Origin of the sequence: Nocardia yamanashiensis NBRC 100130 (assembly GCF_001613325.1) — a bacterium.
GTDB lineage: Bacteria > Actinomycetota > Actinomycetes > Mycobacteriales > Mycobacteriaceae > Nocardia > Nocardia yamanashiensis.
This window is the reverse complement of the sequence record NZ_BDCD01000012.1, coordinates 1-14,860: the sequence shown is the minus strand read 5'-3', so window position 1 is coordinate 14,860 and position 14,860 is coordinate 1. Positions and strand designations below refer to the sequence as shown.

The 14,860-nt window shown below is 69.7% G+C and carries 14 protein-coding genes and 1 pseudogene; 9 read left to right on the top strand and 6 right to left on the bottom strand.

Going from position 1 to position 14,860, the window contains the following annotated elements:
• Positions 1 to 42: 42 nt before the first annotated feature.
• Together NY1_RS12875 and NY1_RS12870 are read right to left on the bottom strand one after the other, a co-directional pair.
• On the bottom strand, positions 43 to 246 hold the full coding sequence (locus NY1_RS12875) for a hypothetical protein (RefSeq protein ID WP_067711645.1): 204 nt from the start codon (positions 244 to 246) through the stop codon (positions 43 to 45).
• Entirely contained in the window at positions 239 to 1,813 is a 1,575-nt protein-coding gene (locus NY1_RS12870) for a PspC domain-containing protein (protein WP_067711642.1), read from the bottom strand. The genes NY1_RS12875 and NY1_RS12870 overlap by 8 nt, the downstream gene beginning before the upstream one ends.
• Positions 1,814 to 1,983: 170 nt before the next feature.
• Between NY1_RS12870 and NY1_RS42805 the strand changes: the two genes are divergently transcribed.
• The 3 genes from NY1_RS42805 to NY1_RS12860 all read left to right on the top strand — a co-directional run bounded on the left by NY1_RS42805 (position 1,984) and on the right by NY1_RS12860 (position 4,396).
• Complete coding sequence (locus NY1_RS42805; RefSeq protein ID WP_157762189.1) at positions 1,984 to 2,172, top strand: hypothetical protein; 189 nt, start codon at positions 1,984 to 1,986, stop codon at positions 2,170 to 2,172.
• Between the two features lie 210 nt (positions 2,173 to 2,382).
• Complete coding sequence (locus NY1_RS12865) at positions 2,383 to 3,705, top strand: PspC domain-containing protein (protein ID WP_084534925.1); 1,323 nt, start codon at positions 2,383 to 2,385, stop codon at positions 3,703 to 3,705.
• A 55-nt stretch (positions 3,706 to 3,760) separates the two neighbouring features.
• Entirely contained in the window at positions 3,761 to 4,396 is a 636-nt protein-coding gene (locus tag NY1_RS12860) for a response regulator (RefSeq protein WP_157762194.1), read from the top strand.
• A gap of 6 nt (positions 4,397 to 4,402) precedes the next feature.
• Here NY1_RS12860 and NY1_RS12855 read toward each other — a convergent pair whose 3' ends face one another.
• Entirely contained in the window at positions 4,403 to 5,533 is a 1,131-nt protein-coding gene (locus NY1_RS12855) for a serine/threonine-protein kinase (protein ID WP_067711636.1), read from the bottom strand.
• A gap of 199 nt (positions 5,534 to 5,732) precedes the next feature.
• On the opposite strand from NY1_RS12855, the gene imuA' reads away from it, so the two are divergent.
• The 5 genes from imuA' to NY1_RS41925 all read left to right on the top strand — a co-directional run bounded on the left by imuA' (position 5,733) and on the right by NY1_RS41925 (position 10,838).
• Complete coding sequence (imuA', locus tag NY1_RS44080; protein WP_067711633.1) at positions 5,733 to 6,467, top strand: DnaE2-dependent mutagenesis accessory factor ImuA'; 735 nt, start codon at positions 5,733 to 5,735, stop codon at positions 6,465 to 6,467.
• Positions 6,468 to 6,559: 92 nt separating this feature from the next.
• Positions 6,560 to 8,194 carry a DNA polymerase Y family protein gene (locus NY1_RS12845; protein ID WP_067711630.1) on the top strand — a complete coding sequence of 545 codons (1,635 nt, stop codon included), beginning with the start codon at positions 6,560 to 6,562 and terminating at the stop codon, positions 8,192 to 8,194.
• A gap of 103 nt (positions 8,195 to 8,297) precedes the next feature.
• The gene (locus tag NY1_RS12840; protein ID WP_084534912.1) at positions 8,298 to 9,113 is read left to right on the top strand and encodes an alpha/beta fold hydrolase; all 816 of its coding nucleotides are present in this window, start codon (positions 8,298 to 8,300) and stop codon (positions 9,111 to 9,113) included.
• A 112-nt stretch (positions 9,114 to 9,225) separates the two neighbouring features.
• Positions 9,226 to 9,783, top strand: a complete 558-nt coding sequence (locus tag NY1_RS12835) for a YdeI/OmpD-associated family protein (RefSeq protein WP_067711626.1) — start codon at positions 9,226 to 9,228, stop codon at positions 9,781 to 9,783.
• 14 nt (positions 9,784 to 9,797) lie between these two features.
• Complete coding sequence (locus NY1_RS41925) at positions 9,798 to 10,838, top strand: ferredoxin family protein (protein ID WP_084534924.1); 1,041 nt, start codon at positions 9,798 to 9,800, stop codon at positions 10,836 to 10,838.
• Between the two features lie 11 nt (positions 10,839 to 10,849).
• Here the strand turns inward: NY1_RS41925 and NY1_RS12825 are convergent, their stop codons facing one another.
• The 3 genes and pseudogenes from NY1_RS12825 to NY1_RS12815 form a co-directional block, all read right to left on the bottom strand.
• Positions 10,850 to 11,479: a TetR/AcrR family transcriptional regulator gene (locus tag NY1_RS12825; protein WP_067711623.1), complete on the bottom strand. Its 630-nt coding sequence runs from the start codon at positions 11,477 to 11,479 to the stop codon at positions 10,850 to 10,852.
• A 9-nt stretch (positions 11,480 to 11,488) separates the two neighbouring features.
• Positions 11,489 to 13,125 (bottom strand): annotated as a pseudogene (locus tag NY1_RS12820) (FAD-binding oxidoreductase).
• Between the two features lie 112 nt (positions 13,126 to 13,237).
• Positions 13,238 to 14,218, bottom strand: a complete 981-nt coding sequence (locus NY1_RS12815; RefSeq protein WP_067711620.1) for an SDR family NAD(P)-dependent oxidoreductase — start codon at positions 14,216 to 14,218, stop codon at positions 13,238 to 13,240.
• 215 nt (positions 14,219 to 14,433) lie between these two features.
• Here NY1_RS12815 and NY1_RS12810 point away from each other — a divergent pair.
• Positions 14,434 to 14,860: PHP domain-containing protein (locus NY1_RS12810; protein ID WP_157762188.1), on the top strand; the 427-nt coding region annotated here is incomplete at its 3' end.

Genomic DNA, 14,860 nt, shown 5'->3' with positions numbered 1-14,860 from the left:
TTCGCCGTCCCGTTGGGGGGAGGTCGGTGACGGCGAAGCTTTCTATTCGCGGGGTTTGCGGGGCGAGAGCACCAGCACGATCCCGACCACGATGGCCGCGATCACCACGATCCAGCCCAGCGACAGTCCGCCGGATACCGGCCAGAAGTGCGGGCCGATGAAAGCCCAGACGCTCACGCCCAGTCCGAGCAGTCCCGCCAGGAGCAGCGAGAACGACGGACGCCGAGAAGTCTTGTTGTCAGCCACGATTCACCTCCACATTGCCCATCCGGACGTCGATATCGAGATTGAGGACCGGACCCGTCGCGGGCCCCGACATGCCCTCCTTACAATTGGCGTTGTCGCCCATGCCGATCTCACAGGTGGTGCGCACCCGCAGGTTCTCTGGCAGCAGCACCCGCACCTCGCCCATGCCCAGCGACACCTTGACCGTGCGGTCCTCGGTCAGCGCCAGCTGCCTGAGATCGAGGGTGGCCGAACCCATTCCGAGGTGATACTCCGGCTGCAGGTCGGCGGCGGTGACGGCGGACCAGGTGCGGTCGCCCATCGAACCCTGATCGAACTGGATCGGCCCGACCAGCGAGGACAGGATCACGAACCCGGCCAGCGGGGCCAGGATCACCATGAGCCCGTAACCGCGCCGCAGGAACGCGCCGACGATCAGCCCGAGCGCCACCACCGCCAGCGCCGCCGCCCCGATCCGGCCCGGCGTCATCCAGTCCACCCCGGCGGCAGCGACCGACCCCGCGGCGGCCGCGGCCAGCAGCGCCAGCCCGATGGTGATCGGCGTCAGCCGGGACCGCGGCTTGCGCGGGGCGGCCGTCTGTACCGGATTCTGTACGGGCGCGGTGGGTTCCGGGAGATCCCAGGCCATCGGCGCGACGCCGAGCGGGTCCCAGCCGGGTGGGGTGGGGCCGAAATCGGGGGAGATGGGGGCCGGGCCGTACGGGCTGTACGGGCGGTCCAGCGTGCTGGGAATCTTGTGCAGGACAGCGGTTTCGGTGCTTTCCACCGTGATTTCCTTCGTCAGGTGCACGGTTTCGTGCGTTTCCGGTTTCTCGGGTTCCGGATCAGGCTCCTGATCGGAGGCGGGCTCGGCCGCGCTCGCTTCCTTCTTCAAAACCACGGTGGTGCTGTCGTTTTCGGTGAGCGCCGGCTCGATGACCTCGGTCGGCCGCTCCGTCTCGAAGGTGACCGCATTGCCCTGGACGGGCTCCGGCTCGTAATGATCCGGCAGCTTCGTATAAGGCCCGTAGGTCTCGAAAGACGGTGTGGTACCGGGATATCCGGTCCACCAGGGATTGGTCACGGGCCCGCCGACGGCGCTGTCGGCGGGGGCCTCCAGATACCCCGCCGGCGCCGTCGGCTGCCGCTGATACAACAGCCACCAGCCCGCCAGCATGAGCGCGAAACTGATGGCCCCGGACCCGCCGAGCCCCACCCCGACGGGCCCCATCGTGCTGACGAAGATCCCCAACGCCACCATCAGCACAATGGTCCGCGACGAATTCTGCGAACTCTGTCCCTTCCCGAACAGCGATTCCGCCGCCGAAGTTTCGTCCCCCGCCTGCGGCAGCAGCAACCACGCCATCAGATACAGCGCGATCCCCGCCCCGCCGAACAGCGCCGAAACCACGAACGCCACCCGCACCACCACGGGATCCACATCGAACCGCCGCCCGAACCCGGTCGCCACCCCCGCGATCGGCCCCTGCTGCGGCAACCGCACCGGCCTGGTCCGCCACAATTCGTGCAGCTGCTCGGAGAAGCCGGCCCGGCCGGTGTTCGGGGACCAGTCGCTCGTCTTCGTCATGCTCCCCATCGTGGCGGCTCGCCCAGCTCAGGCACATCAGGGTTGACCCTGAACAATCACCTGAATTGCCTTCGGCCGGTCGATAGCAGGGTAGGCGTAGGGGAGTTGCGGGAGACGGGCTTTCAGTCAGGGACAAGTCGGCGGCAAGGGCTGACACATAGATGACGGGTATGAGTTTTCGAGCATTGAGCGGGAAGTCGCGAGCCGCGGTGGTCATGGGTCTGCTCGCGGTTCTGGTGCGTGTCGAGTCGAAGTCGGAGCGGACGGTCGGCTCCGTGGTGACCGAATGCGGTTACGTGAATTACGCGGGCCTCGTGCTGGGGGCGCTGACCCTGGTGGTCGCGGCGAACGCGGTCTGAGATCTGACGCTCTCGGGCGTCCCGCCGCTGCGTGAGGTCCGGCGCGTCCCGTCCTTCGTTGCCGTTGCGGTGGCGTTCGCGCTGGCCGGATACGGCATGCTGCAAGGCGGCGGCATGATCGGGAACCCCTGTTCGGCCTGACCTCTCAGGGTGGGAATCCGGGTGTTTCCGGATGCCCGGGTGTCGGTCCGGCGTGCCAATATCGAAGGCATGTACCCGGCCGCGCCCTTATACGACCCTGCCCGCGGGGCGTTCGAGCCCCAGCGTGCGGTGGAAGCGGGGCCGCTGCCGCCGCGGCTGGTGCGGCGGGGTGGTGGGCGGATCGTCGGCGGGGTCGCGGGTGGGCTCGCCGATCATCTCGGGGTCGACGTCTTCAAGGTGCGGATCGCGTTCGTGCTGCTGGCCGCGCTGGCCGGGGCCGGAGTGGTGGCGTACGGGCTGCTGTGGATCTTCACGCCGGGCGGCATGGACAGCGCCAAGCCGAGTCCGGCGGAGCGGCGGCAGGCCATCGGGCTGGCGCTGCTCGGTATGGGTTTGGCCGTCGCTATGGCGTGGGTGTTCAACGGGACGGCCGCGCAGGTGGTGGGGCCGATCATCGTGGTGACGGTCGGCGTGGCGCTGGTGTGGCGCGAATTCGACGCGGACGGACCACGTTCGGTGTTCGGGCTGCCGGCGGATTCGTCGGTGGTGACCTGGGCGCGGATCGTCGGCGGGGCCACGCTGATCGTGGTCGGGCTGGGCGTGGTGGTGCTGGCGCGCATCGATCTCAGTTCGCTCGGGTCGGCGCTGCTGGCGGTCGCGGTGACCCTGGTCGGGGCGGGGCTGCTCACCGTGCCGCTGTGGCTGCGCATGGTGCGGGCGCTCAATTCCGAACGGGCGGCGCGCATCCGGAACGAGGAACGCGAGGAGATCGCCTCGCACCTGCACGATTCGGTATTGCAGACCCTGGCCCTGATCCAGCGCCAGGCCGACGATCCGCAGGAAGTGGTGCGGCTGGCGCGCAGTCAGGAACGCGAGCTACGCCGGTGGCTGTTCGACGACGCCGGGCCCGCGCAGGAGTCGAGCCTGGCGGCGGCGCTGCGCACCATCGCGGGCGAGGTGGAGGATCAGCACGGGGTGAAGGTGACGCCGGTGACCGTGGGCGATGTGGCCATGGATGTCGACGACAGCGGAACCGGTTTGCCCAAGGAGCATTTCACCGCGCTGCTGGGCGCCACCCGCGAGGCGCTGGTGAACGCCGCCAAGCACGCCGGGGTGCCGGCCATCGACCTGTTCGCCGAGGCGGAACCGCATCAGGTGAGCATCTTCGTGCGCGATCGCGGCCAGGGGTTCGATCCGAAGACCGTGGAAGCCGACCGGCAGGGCCTGGCCAAATCCATTCACGCCCGGATCGAGCGGCGCGGCGGGCACGTGGAGATAGACTCCGCCCCGGGCCGCGGCACCGAGGTGCGAATCATCATGCCGCGCAAGGATGGCAAGGACGACCGCCTGGTCGCGCAGAACGACATCCCCGAAGACGCCGCCCCACTGTGAAACGGTGATACCTATGGGGTGGGTCCGGTTCGTCAGTGAGGAGAGGTAGTTGAGCATCCGGGTTTTTCTGGTCGACGACCATGCCGTGTTCCGGTCGGGAGTGCGGGCGGAGTTGGGCCGGGAATCCGATATCGAGGTGGTCGGCGAGGCGGGCGGGGTGGCGGAGGCCATCGCCGGGATCAAGGCGATGACACCGGATGTGGTGCTGCTGGACGTGCACATGCCCGACGGTGGCGGGGTCGCGGTGCTGCAGGGCATCGAATCGGGTCCGGTGTGCCTGGCGCTCAGCGTGTCCGATGCCGCCGAGGATGTGATCGCGGTGATTCGCGCGGGGGCGCGCGGCTACGTCACCAAGACCATCTCGGGTCCGGAACTGGCGGACGGGATTCGCCGGGTGTCCGGCGGCGACGCGGTGTTCAGCCCGCGGCTGGCCGGGTTCGTGCTGGATTCCTTCACCGGCAAATCGCAAGTGCCGGAACCGCCCCTGGATCCCGAACTGGATTCGCTGACCCCGCGTGAGCTGGAGGTGCTGCGCCTGCTGGCCCGCGGCTACACCTACCGCGAGATCGCCGAAACCCTGTTCATCTCGGTGAAGACGGTCGAGACGCACGCCTCCAATGTGCTGCGAAAGACCCAGCAGTCCAACCGCAATGCGCTCACCCGCTGGGCGCACCGCCGTCGCATCGATTGAGAAGTCCTACAGCGCAACCAAGATCACGATAATGATCAGCAGGCCGATGAGCAGGCCGACCGCGACCGCCAGCGGGCCCGCGTTCGGCCCCAGCTTGGACAGGTCGAACCCGCCCGATTTGCGTTGCGGGGCAGCCGGAGCCGCGGCCGGGGTGCGCTGCGGGCGCGGCAGCGGGCTGGAGTTGGGACTGCGCAGGCCGGCCGCGGAATTGCGCGCCGCCCAGGCCGGAATGGTGCCGTCCTCGGTGCGCACCGGCGCGCCGAGAATGTAGGGCGCGGTCCCGGGACCGAAGGCGGCGGTGAGGATTTCATTGCGCGCCTCGGTCATGGTGGGGCGGCGCTGCGGCGCGGGCTCCATCATGTGCAGCAGGACTTCGGTGAGCGGCCCGCTGCGCTGCGGCGGAATGATCTGCGCCATGGCGGCGCGCTCCACGATCACATTGCTGTCCTCGTCGAAACCGAACGGCGGCTGCCCCTCGATGGCGGTGTACAGCGTTGCGCCGAGCGAGAATACGTCGCTGGCGGTGGTCGGCCGCGCCCCGCGCGCCACCTCCGGCGGCAGATAGGCGGGCGTGCCGGTGATGACGTCGCCGATCTCCTCGGAGGTGTCGTTGGCCCCGCTGGAGATGCCGAAGTCGCTGAGCTTCACCATGCCCACCTCGTCACCGCGATCGGCGACCAGGATATTGCCGGGCTTGATATCGCGATGCACGATGCCGGCGGCGTGCGCGGCGGCCAGCGCGTCGGCGACCTGCGCGCCGATCTGCGCCACCTCGATGGGGGAGAGGGCATCGGCCAGCGAGAGCGCCTTGGCCACACTGCGCGAGGGCAGGTACTCCATCACCAGCCAGGGTTCACCGGCCTCCAGCACCACGTCGTACACGGCGATGGCGTGCTCGTGCGACAGCTTGGCCGCCACCCGCCCCTCGTGCATGATGCGGCTGCGGACCTCGTGAGCTTCTTCCTCGCTCAGTCCGGCGGTGGTGAGCACCTGTTTGATGGCCACATCGCGATGCAGCAGGCGGTCGGTGGCGAGCCAGACGGCGCCCATACCGCCGCCGCCGAGCTTCGACTGGAGGCGATAGCGGCCGGCGACCAGGTAATCGGGGCCGACGATGGGACGGGCGCGTTCGGTCACAAGGGTGCAGGGTAGCGGAAAACCATCCTGACTGGCCTGGTTCGAAACTCGTCGTTTGCGCCACTGCCCCTTGACGCGCGCCCGGGCTCGAGTTCTACTGTGGCAAGGAGTCGAACGTATGTTCTAGTATTCAAGTAGCTGGAGCGGTGCTGATTCTCCGTCCAAATGGGGTCCGTTCATCGGGAGAGGTGGTCGATAGATGGGTTCGGCAGGCGAGGCGAGACAGGAACAGCTGGCGGAGCTGCGCCGCCGCATGGCCGCCGTCCCGGCGCGCGGTGCGGAGCGGGCAGCCCGCGTACCGGCGGCGGAAGAGTTGCGGCGGGAGTCGTTGCCGGTTCCGGCCGCGCTCGAAAGTCTGTTGCCGGACGGTGGTTTGGCGAAGGGCTCGGTCGTGGAATACGCGGGCACCAATTCCCTGCTCGCCGGTTTGCTGGCCGCCGTGACCGGCGCCGGCGGACATGCCGCGGTGGTCGGTCTGCCGCGCCTGGGCTTGCTGGCCGCCGTCGAAATGGGCGCCCGCCTGGACCGTCTGGCCGTCATCTCCGACCCCGGCTCCGACCCCCTGGAAGTAGCTTCGGTTTTGCTGGATGGTCTGGACCTGGTCGTCCTCGACCTGAACGGCCGCTCCGTCCCCGCCGCCCGCACCCGCGTGCTCGCCGCCCGCGCCCGCGGCAAGAACTCCACCCTCGTCGTCACCGGCGGCGCCTGGGCCGGACCCTCGCTGCGTATCGACACCCGCGTCGCCGGTTACACCGGCCTCGGCCGCGGCTGCGGCCGCCTGCGCACCGTCCGCCTCGACGTCGCCATCCGCGGCCGCACCACCCAGCCCCGCCGCGGCGAACTGAACCTCGCCCCGGGTAACGGCCGCGTCGAATGGGTGGCCACGAATTCCGGGCCGCAGTCCCTCACCCTGAACCGTCATGCGGTCTCCTGACCGTCCCGGAGGCGTTCGGATGGGCGGTACCGGGTTGTAGGGCAGCGGGTTTCGGTTCGGACAGGCGGTGGCGCCGTGGGGATGGAGCAGGTGTGAAGGCGCGGTCGCGGGTGCTGGTGGTGTGGTGCCCGGATTGGCCCGCGGTGGCGGCGGGGGCCGAGGCGGGGGCGCCGGTGACGCGGGCGGTGGCGGTGTTCTCGGCCAATCGGGTGGTGGCTTGTTCGGCGGTGGCGCGGGCCGAGGGAATCACGCGGGGGTTGCGGCGGCGGGAGGCGCAGGGGCGGGTGCCGGATCTGCTGGTGGCACAGGCGGATCCGGATCGGGACGCGCGATTGTTCGAGCCGGTGGTGGCGGCGGTGGATGCCACGGTGCCGGGGGTGGAGGTATTGCGGCCGGGGGTGCTGGCTTTGGCGGCGCGGGGTGCGGCGCGGTTCTTCGGGTCGGAGGAGGCAGCGGCCGAACGGCTGGTGGACGCGGTGGCCGCGGTGGGGGTGGAGTGCCAGGTCGGGATTGCCGACGAATTATCGACCGCGGTGTTCGCGGCCCGGCACGCGACGCTCGTTCCCGCCGGGAAGGGTGCGGAATTCCTTGCTCCGCTGTCGGTTTCGGAACTGGCGGGCGAATCGTCGCTGGCCGGGCCGGAACGCAAGGACCTGGTGGATCTGCTGTGGCGGCTCGGTCTGCGCCGTATCGGGGATTTCGCGGCTCTCACCCCCGCCGAAGTTTCGTCACGTTTCGGTGCGGATGCCATTGCCGCGCATCGGTGTTCGCGCGCCGAACCGGAACGCCCGCCCTCGGCCCGCCCGCCGTCACCGGATCTGACGGTGCAGGACCGCTGCGATCCGCCGATCGAACGCGTGGACATGGCCGCCTTCGCCGGCCGCCGGCTCGCCACCCGATTGCACGAGCGCCTCTCCGCCGCCTCGGTGGCCTGCACCCGCCTGGCCATCTATGCCGAAACCGAGACGGGAGAACAGCTTTCCCGCATCTGGCGCTGCGCCGAACCCCTCACCCCGGACAGCACCGCCGACCGCATCCGCTGGCAGCTCGACGGCTGGCTCACCCGCCGCGCCCTGCGCACCCGCCGTACCTCGGCGCAGGCGGATTTCGATGCGGCGCACGGTGAATGGGACGAGCGCGGCGCGATCACGCTGCTGCGGCTGGAGCCGATCGAAGTGGTGTCGGCGGGTGCGCTGCAACTCGGGCTGTGGGGCGGGGTCGGCGAGGACGAGGAGCGAGCCCGGCGGGCCTTGATCCGGGTGCAGGGCCTGCTGGGCGGGGATGCCGTGCGCATGGGCGTGCTCAGCGGCGGGCGCGGGCCGGGGGAGCGCATCACCATGGTGAATCTGGGCGACGAACCGGTGCCCGCCGCCGATCCCGCCCAGCCGTGGCCGGGCCGCCTCCCCGAACCCGCACCGACCATGATCCTGACCAACCGCCCCGAAGTCCGGCTCGAAGCCGCCGACGGCTCCCCGGTCTGGGTGAGCGACCGCGGCCTGTTCACCGCCGACCCCGCCCGGCTGCACTGGGGCAGCAGCTCCTGGCACCTGACCGCCTGGGCGGGCCCGTGGCCGCTGGACGACCGCTGGTGGAGCCCCCAGCTCCCGCACGGCTACGCCGCCCGCGCCCAGGTCCAACTGGACGCGGCCGACGAAGACCACCGCCGCCGGGTCCTGCTGCTGCTCGGCTACCAGCACACTTGGCACGTGGAGGGTCTCTACGAGTAGGCCGGTATCACTCTGAGCGCACCGCCGCTCGGACCGTCCACGTGCAGCCGAGCACTGCCGGGAATTCCGCGGATCCGATTTGTTTCGCGCAGGTCGCGGGTTTATGGCGGTGCGCACATCCTGCGGCGGCGCGGCGGGGCGGTCCGTACGCTGGTTCTTCGTGGAGTCGACGGTCAGCAAGGTCGCGTTCGGGGACGCGCGGATCGCCTACCGGGATTCGGGGGCGGGGACCGGGCACTCCGGACCGCCGGTGGTGCTGGTGCACGGTATGGGCGGGGACGGGCACACCTGGGATCGGTTCGCGGCGCGGCTGGTGCGCCGGGGGCGGCGGGTGATCATTCCGGATCTGCGCGGGCACGGCCGCAGCGGGCACGCCGATTCGTATCTCTTCCCGGAGTTCGGCTCCGATGTGCTGCGCCTGTGCGAGCGCCTCGGACTCGGCCGGGTGGATCTGGTCGGGCATTCGCTCGGCGGTTACGCGGTGTCCTGGGTGGCCATGCAACGGCCGGAGCTGGTGCGCCGCTTGGTGATCGAGGAGCAGCCGCTGCCGCTGCGGTCCGGGGACGAACAGGTCACCTTCACCCGCCGGCTGCCGTCGGTGCCGGAACTGTGGCACGCCACCACCAGCCTGCTGCGGCATCCGCGCGCCGTGCTGGCCTTCGATCGCACCATGACCGGGACCGCGCTCGAGCAGTTCCGCAAACCGTATCCGGAATGGTGGGAGGGGCTGGCCGAGATCAGCGCGCCGACGCTGTTCCTGCGGGGCGGGCCGGGCGGCATGGTGGATCCGGTGAAACTGGAGCTGCTGTGCGCCGCCCTGCCCGATTGCACGGTCCGGGCCTTCACCTGCGGCCACAGCATTCACCGTGATCGCTACCCCGAATTCGAGGCCGCGGTGCTGCCTTTCCTGGGCCACTGACCTGCCCGGCGCAGCGGTCCGCCGGGTCGCGCTTTTCCGGCGCGGACCGGCCGCGCGGTGAAATGCCACGACCGCCGCACGCAGGCGATTTGCGCCCTTCTACAGTGATGCTGTGTCCGCACTCGAGCGCCCGGTCCTGTTCTTCCCGGATGAACGATCGTTCCGGGATTGGCTGGCCGCCAACCATGCCGCCGTGGACGGCATCTGGGTGAAGTTCGCCAAGGATCCCGGCGTCGAATCACTGGGGTACGACGGGGCGGTGCGACAGGCGCTGTGCTTCGGCTGGATCGACGGGCAAGCCCGCCGCGCCGATGACGAATTCACCCTGCAGGGGTTCACGCCGCGGCGGCGCAACAGCCCGTGGACGACCCGGAACACCGCCGTCGCCGAGGAGCTCATCGCGCAGGGGCTCATGCATCCCGCCGGGCAGGCCGAGATCGATCAGGCCAAGGCGGACGGGCGCTGGAGCAATGCCGAGGAACGCGATGTGCCGCAGGACTTCCTGGACGAACTGGCCAAATACCCGGAGGCCGCGGCCTTCTTCGAGACCTTGCCGCCGCTGTCGCGCTACACCGTCGGCTACGAGCTGAGCAGTGCGGCCCGGCCGGAGACGCGGGCGCGGCGGCTGGAGCGGATGATCCGGAATCTGATCGACGGGAAGCCGCTGTGACGGAGTTCGAGGGACTGCCGTGTTCGGCGGCGGCGCAGGACATTCCACTACCCGGCAGCGCGACCCAGGTCACCGGATGGCTGTGCGTGGAACAGCCCGGTGCGTGGGGGCGCGATGTGATCGGCGACGAAGTGCTCGGGCCCGAGATCACCGCCGAACTGGCCGCGCGCACCAAGGCCGCGAAGGTGCGGCCCACGCTCATCCGGCGGCCGGGGCGCAATGAATTCACCGGCATCCGAACGGTATTGCTGGCCAGTTCGCGGCCGGAGGGGTCGTGGTGCGAGCGGATCGCCATCACCGATCTGAAGGAACTCCTCGACATCGACCTGCACCTGATCAACGGCCCCGCGCCCGGACTCGGTGTGGCAGTGAAAGATCCGCTCGTCCTCGTCTGCGCCCACGGCAAACGCGATCAATGCTGCGCGCTGCTCGGCCGCCCCATCGCCGCCCGCCTGGCCGAGGAATTCCCCGACCAGGTCTGGGAGTGTTCACACACCGGCGGCCACCGCTTCGCCCCCGCTTTGGTGGTGCTGCCCACCGGACTGACTTACGGCCGCTTGAACGGTGATTCGGCCACCCGCGTGGTGGCGGCCGCCCGCCGCGGCGAACTCGAACTCACCGGCTTCCGCGGCCGCAGCCACCACACCCCCGTCGAACAGGTCGCCGAAATCGCTGTCCGCCAACGGCTCGCCGACGACGACTACACCAGCCACACCCCGGAATCCGATGACTTCGGCTCGGCGACCGCCAGGAATTCGAGTGCGGGCGAGCCCGATTCGCCGTCAGCAGGCGCACCCGGCACCGGCGATGCCACCGCACCCACGGCGGACACCACCCGCATCGACGCCCTACAGGTCACCGCCGCCGCGGCCGGCACCGTCCCGGACCACGACCCCGCCAACTTCGCCGGGGCAGCCGTGGTCACCCACCGTGACGGCCGCCGCTGGCTGGTCACCACACGCACCGAAGCGCACGCTCCCCGCCAAGCCAGTTGCGGCGCATCCCCCAAACCCGCCACCGCGATCGTCGCCGACACGGTCCGTCTCCTGCCCTGAGCGCAGCGCTGTCAGCCGGGCGCGCTGATCGCGGCCACGAGGCGGGCGCTGCGCTGGGTCATCTGCTCGGCGGTCTGGTCCGGATGTTCCAGCCACCAGTTCACCAGGGCGGTAACGGAACTGATCCAGACGCGGGTGAGAGCCGAGGCGTCCAGCGGGTCGCGCAATCCCGCGGCGGTGAGGACGGTGGCGACGCCGCGTGCGCCCTGGCCCTGTATGCGGTCGATGACGGCGCGGGCGGCCGCCGCCGCTTCGCTGTCTTCCGGCACGGTGCGATCGAAGACGACATTCCAGCCGTGCGGGCGCTTTTCGAGCGTGGTGAAGATGGCGTGCAGGGTGGCGGTCGCCATGCTCAGGTCGGCGTCGCTGCCCGCGAGGACCGCTTCGATGGCGGCGGCCAGTTCGTTGCCGACCCGTTCCACACAGGCGATGAACAGTCCGGATTTACTGGAGAAATACGTGTGGATGAGCGGTTTGGAGATGCCGGCGGCGGCCGCCACCGTGGCGACGGAGACCCCCGCGTACCCGTGCCGCCCGAACAGATCGGTGGCGATATCGAGGATCTGCGCCTCCCGTTCGGGGCGGGCGACTCCCTTGGTTCCCGCGGTCCCTTTGGCTCCCGCGGCGGTGGCGGCCGGCATGCGTCAGCCCTATCGGCGGTCGATGAGCACGCCGGGGTTGAGGATCCCGGCCGGGTCCAGCCGGGTCTTGACCGCGTCCAGCGCGGCCGCGAACACGTCCGGCCGCTGCCGGTCGTACCAGGGCCGATGATCGCGCCCCACCGCGTGATGGTGGGTGATGGTGCCGCCGTTGCCGAGCAGCGCCTCCGACACCGCCTGCTTGATCTCGTCCCACTGCTGGACGGTGGCGCCCCAGCGCCCGCTCGCGTAGATGCCGAAGTAGGGCGCGGGACCGTCCGGATAGACATGAGTGAACCGGCAGGTCACCACGCCTTGCACGCCCGCCGATGCCATTGCGGCGTAAGCGGATTGCAGTATGCCTTCGCGCAGGGCCGGGAATCGATCCCAGGTGCAGGCGGTTTCGAAGGTTTCCACGATCATGCCGTGTGCGGCGAGGGCGTCACGTTGATACGGCATGCGCAGGAACGACGATCGCCAGGTGTCGGCGGCCTGCTCGCCCTCGGTGGCCGTGTCGGCGGACAGCTGCGCCTTGCCGCCGAACTCCCGGCACAGCTCCAGCGCCGCTTCGAGCAGCGAATCCACCGGCACCGCAGCCGATTCGAAGCCCAGCACCAGCACGCCGCCCGCCGCGTCGGCCCCGGCATTGATGAACGCCTCGACCGGATCCAGCAATCGGCAATTGGCGGGCCGCAGCCCGGACTGCGCGATCGCCCGGGTGGCGTCCACGGCGCGCGCGTAATCGTCGAAGAGCACCGACGCCCCGGCCTTCCAGCGCGGCCGGTCCTGCAATCGCATCCACGCCTCGGTGATGATCCCGAGCGTCCCTTCCGAGCCGAGGAACAGCCGATCCGGCGACGGCCCTGCCCCGGAAGCGGGCAGTCGCCGCGATTCGCTCACGCCGGAAGGCGTTACCACCCGCAATGATTCGGTGAGATCGTCGATGTGGGTGAGCACGGTGGCGTAATGCCCGCCCGCCCGCGTGGCCAGCCAGCCGCCGAGCGAGGAGAACTCGAAGGACTGCGGGAAGTGCCGCAAAGTCAGTCCGGCGGGGCGCAATTGGTCTTCCAGCGCCGGGCCGAGCACGCCCGCTTGAATGCGCGCGGCGCGGCTGGTGCGGTCGACTTCGAGTACGCGATCCAGCCGCCCGAGGTCGAGCGTCACCACACCCGGGTAGGCGTCGTGCAATTGCCGCGGCTCGACGCCGCCGACGACGGAACTGCCGCCGCCGTAAGGGATTACGGCGATGCCCGCGGTGGCGCACCAGTCGAGCAGATCGACGACGTCTTGCTCCGATTCCGGGCGTGCCACCAGGTCGGGGACGGCGTCGAGCTGCCCGAGCAGATTGCGCACCACATCACGGAATGCTTTGCCGTGCGCATGTGCCGCGCGATCGGCGAGCTCGGTCGAGCACAATGCCGCCAATGTCGCGGGCGGGCGATACGCGGCGCGGACAACTCCAGTTCGGCCAGTTCCGGCGGCTGATGGTCCGCCAGTTCGGCTTGCGGCAGCAGCGTTTTCACGCGTGAGAGCAGCCGTGCCCGCTCATCCCCGGTGATCGCGCCCGCGTCGGTGCCCCAGCCCCACCAAGATCGAGTCGCCACTGCGGCCCTCCTGCCATCGAATTGAGTTGTGGGTAATTTACCCATCGGTCAATTCGGTGTCCATGGGTGGATTGGAGTTTTGCTCCACTTTCACCGCCCCTCCGTCGGGAACCCGACGGCATCCGGCCGAAAGTGGAGCAAAACTCCAATCAGCGGGCTACCAGTGGGTGCCCGGCACCAATCGCGCCGCGCGACGCAACGCCGTACCGGTGACGCGGACGGCCGGCGGCACCTGACGCCGACGGCGTTTCGGTGCAACGACTTCCACGGGCGTGATCGGCTCGACCGCTTCCCCCTTGGCGGCGGCCGAATCGGGGTTCGCGCGGTAGTACCGGTGCAGCACCCGCTCCTTGATGGCCGGCGCGACCAAGTTGCCGTACTCGGCGAGGGTGCCGAGCGGGACGTCGATGCGGCGGGGGCGTTCGGTGAGCGCGCGCACGATCAGCGCCGCCGCCCATTCCGCCGACTGAGTGGGCGCGCCTTGGTCACCGCTGGGCGTGATCATCGGGGTGCGCACCAGCGGCATATGGATGGTGGTGAAAGTGACGTTGTCGGCGAGCATTTCGGCCGCGGTGACCTCGGCGAACTTGTCGAGTGCGGCCTTGGAGGCGAGGTAGGCGGCGAAGCGCGGGGTGGCGACCTGGACGCCGGCGCTCGAAATGTTCACGATGTGACCGTCTTTGCGCTCCCGCATCTGCGGCAGCAGGGCGAGGGTCATGCGGACCGCGCCGAAATAGTTGACGGCCATGGTCCTTTCGAAGTCGTGCATGCGATCGGTGGAGCGGTGCACGGCGCGGCGGATGGAGCGGCCCGCATTGTTGACGAGCATGTCGACGTGACCGTGCTCGTCGAGGATGAGGGTGATGGCGCGGTCCACGGATTCGGCGTCGGTGACATCGCATTGATAGCCGTGTGCTTTGCCGCCATTGGCGTTGATCTTGTCGACCACGGCGGCCAGTTCGTCGCCGCGCCGGGCCAGCAGGATGACCGTCGCGCCTTTCTCGGCCACCGCGTACGCCGCGGTCTTGCCGATGCCGGAGGAAGCTCCGGTAATGAGCACGTGCTTGCCGGTCAGGTCACGGCGGGCGCGCCGGCGGGCCAGGTAACCGGAGCCGTTGGCGGCGGGCGTATCAGTCATCTCTGCTCCCTTGAAGGATGAGTTGCCTAGAACTTACTCCAAAGTAAGTTCACCGGCCAGATCCGTCTTTGTGCCGGGAATCACCTCGATGGCGGCGCACGCATGAATTCCCGCGACACGCCGAGCGGTCCGGCCCACCTCGCTGTAGAGACCTCTCGGTCTCGAATGTATGTTCGATACTGATCGGTCGGCTGTCGTGGGTGAGGAGGTGCGTCATGGGCTGGCACAACGGCCCGCCGTCCTGGGCGGAAATGGAGCGCGTCCTGTCCGGGCGGCCCGACCCCGCCCGGCGCGAGATCGACGGCGACGGCGGCGACAGCCCGGCGTGGTCGCGCAAGCGGGAGAAGTATCAGGCGGGCGAACTGCACGGGCCCGCGCAACCCGTCGTCCCCTATGCCGAACTGCACACCCACTCCGCCTACAGCTTCCTCGACGGCGCGAGCCAGCCCGAGGAACTCGTGGAGGAAGCGGTGCGCCTGGGTTTGGAAGCCCTCGCTCTCACCGATCACGACGGCTTCTACGGCGTCGTCCGCTTCGCCGAAGCCGCCCGCGAATGGGGCATGCCGACCATCTTCGGTGCGGAACTGTCCCTCGGCACCGCCGCCCGCCCGGGCGCGCACCTGGCGCCCCGCGGTCGCGGCC

Excerpts from the sequence above, each read along its gene's own strand:
- NY1_RS12870 (WP_067711642.1), bottom strand. The coding sequence starts at position 1,813 with ATGACGAAGACGAGCGACTGGTCCCCGAACACCGGCCGGGCCGGCTTC.
- NY1_RS42805 (WP_157762189.1), top strand. The coding sequence starts at position 1,984 with ATGAGTTTTCGAGCATTGAGCGGGAAGTCGCGAGCCGCGGTGGTCATG.
- NY1_RS12865 (WP_084534925.1), top strand. The coding sequence starts at position 2,383 with ATGTACCCGGCCGCGCCCTTATACGACCCTGCCCGCGGGGCGTTCGAG.
- imuA' (WP_067711633.1), top strand. The coding sequence starts at position 5,733 with ATGGGTTCGGCAGGCGAGGCGAGACAGGAACAGCTGGCGGAGCTGCGC.
- NY1_RS12840 (WP_084534912.1), top strand. The coding sequence starts at position 8,298 with ATGGCGGTGCGCACATCCTGCGGCGGCGCGGCGGGGCGGTCCGTACGC.
- NY1_RS12825 (WP_067711623.1), bottom strand. The coding sequence starts at position 11,479 with ATGCCGGCCGCCACCGCCGCGGGAGCCAAAGGGACCGCGGGAACCAAG.
- NY1_RS12815 (WP_067711620.1), bottom strand. The coding sequence starts at position 14,218 with ATGACTGATACGCCCGCCGCCAACGGCTCCGGTTACCTGGCCCGCCGG.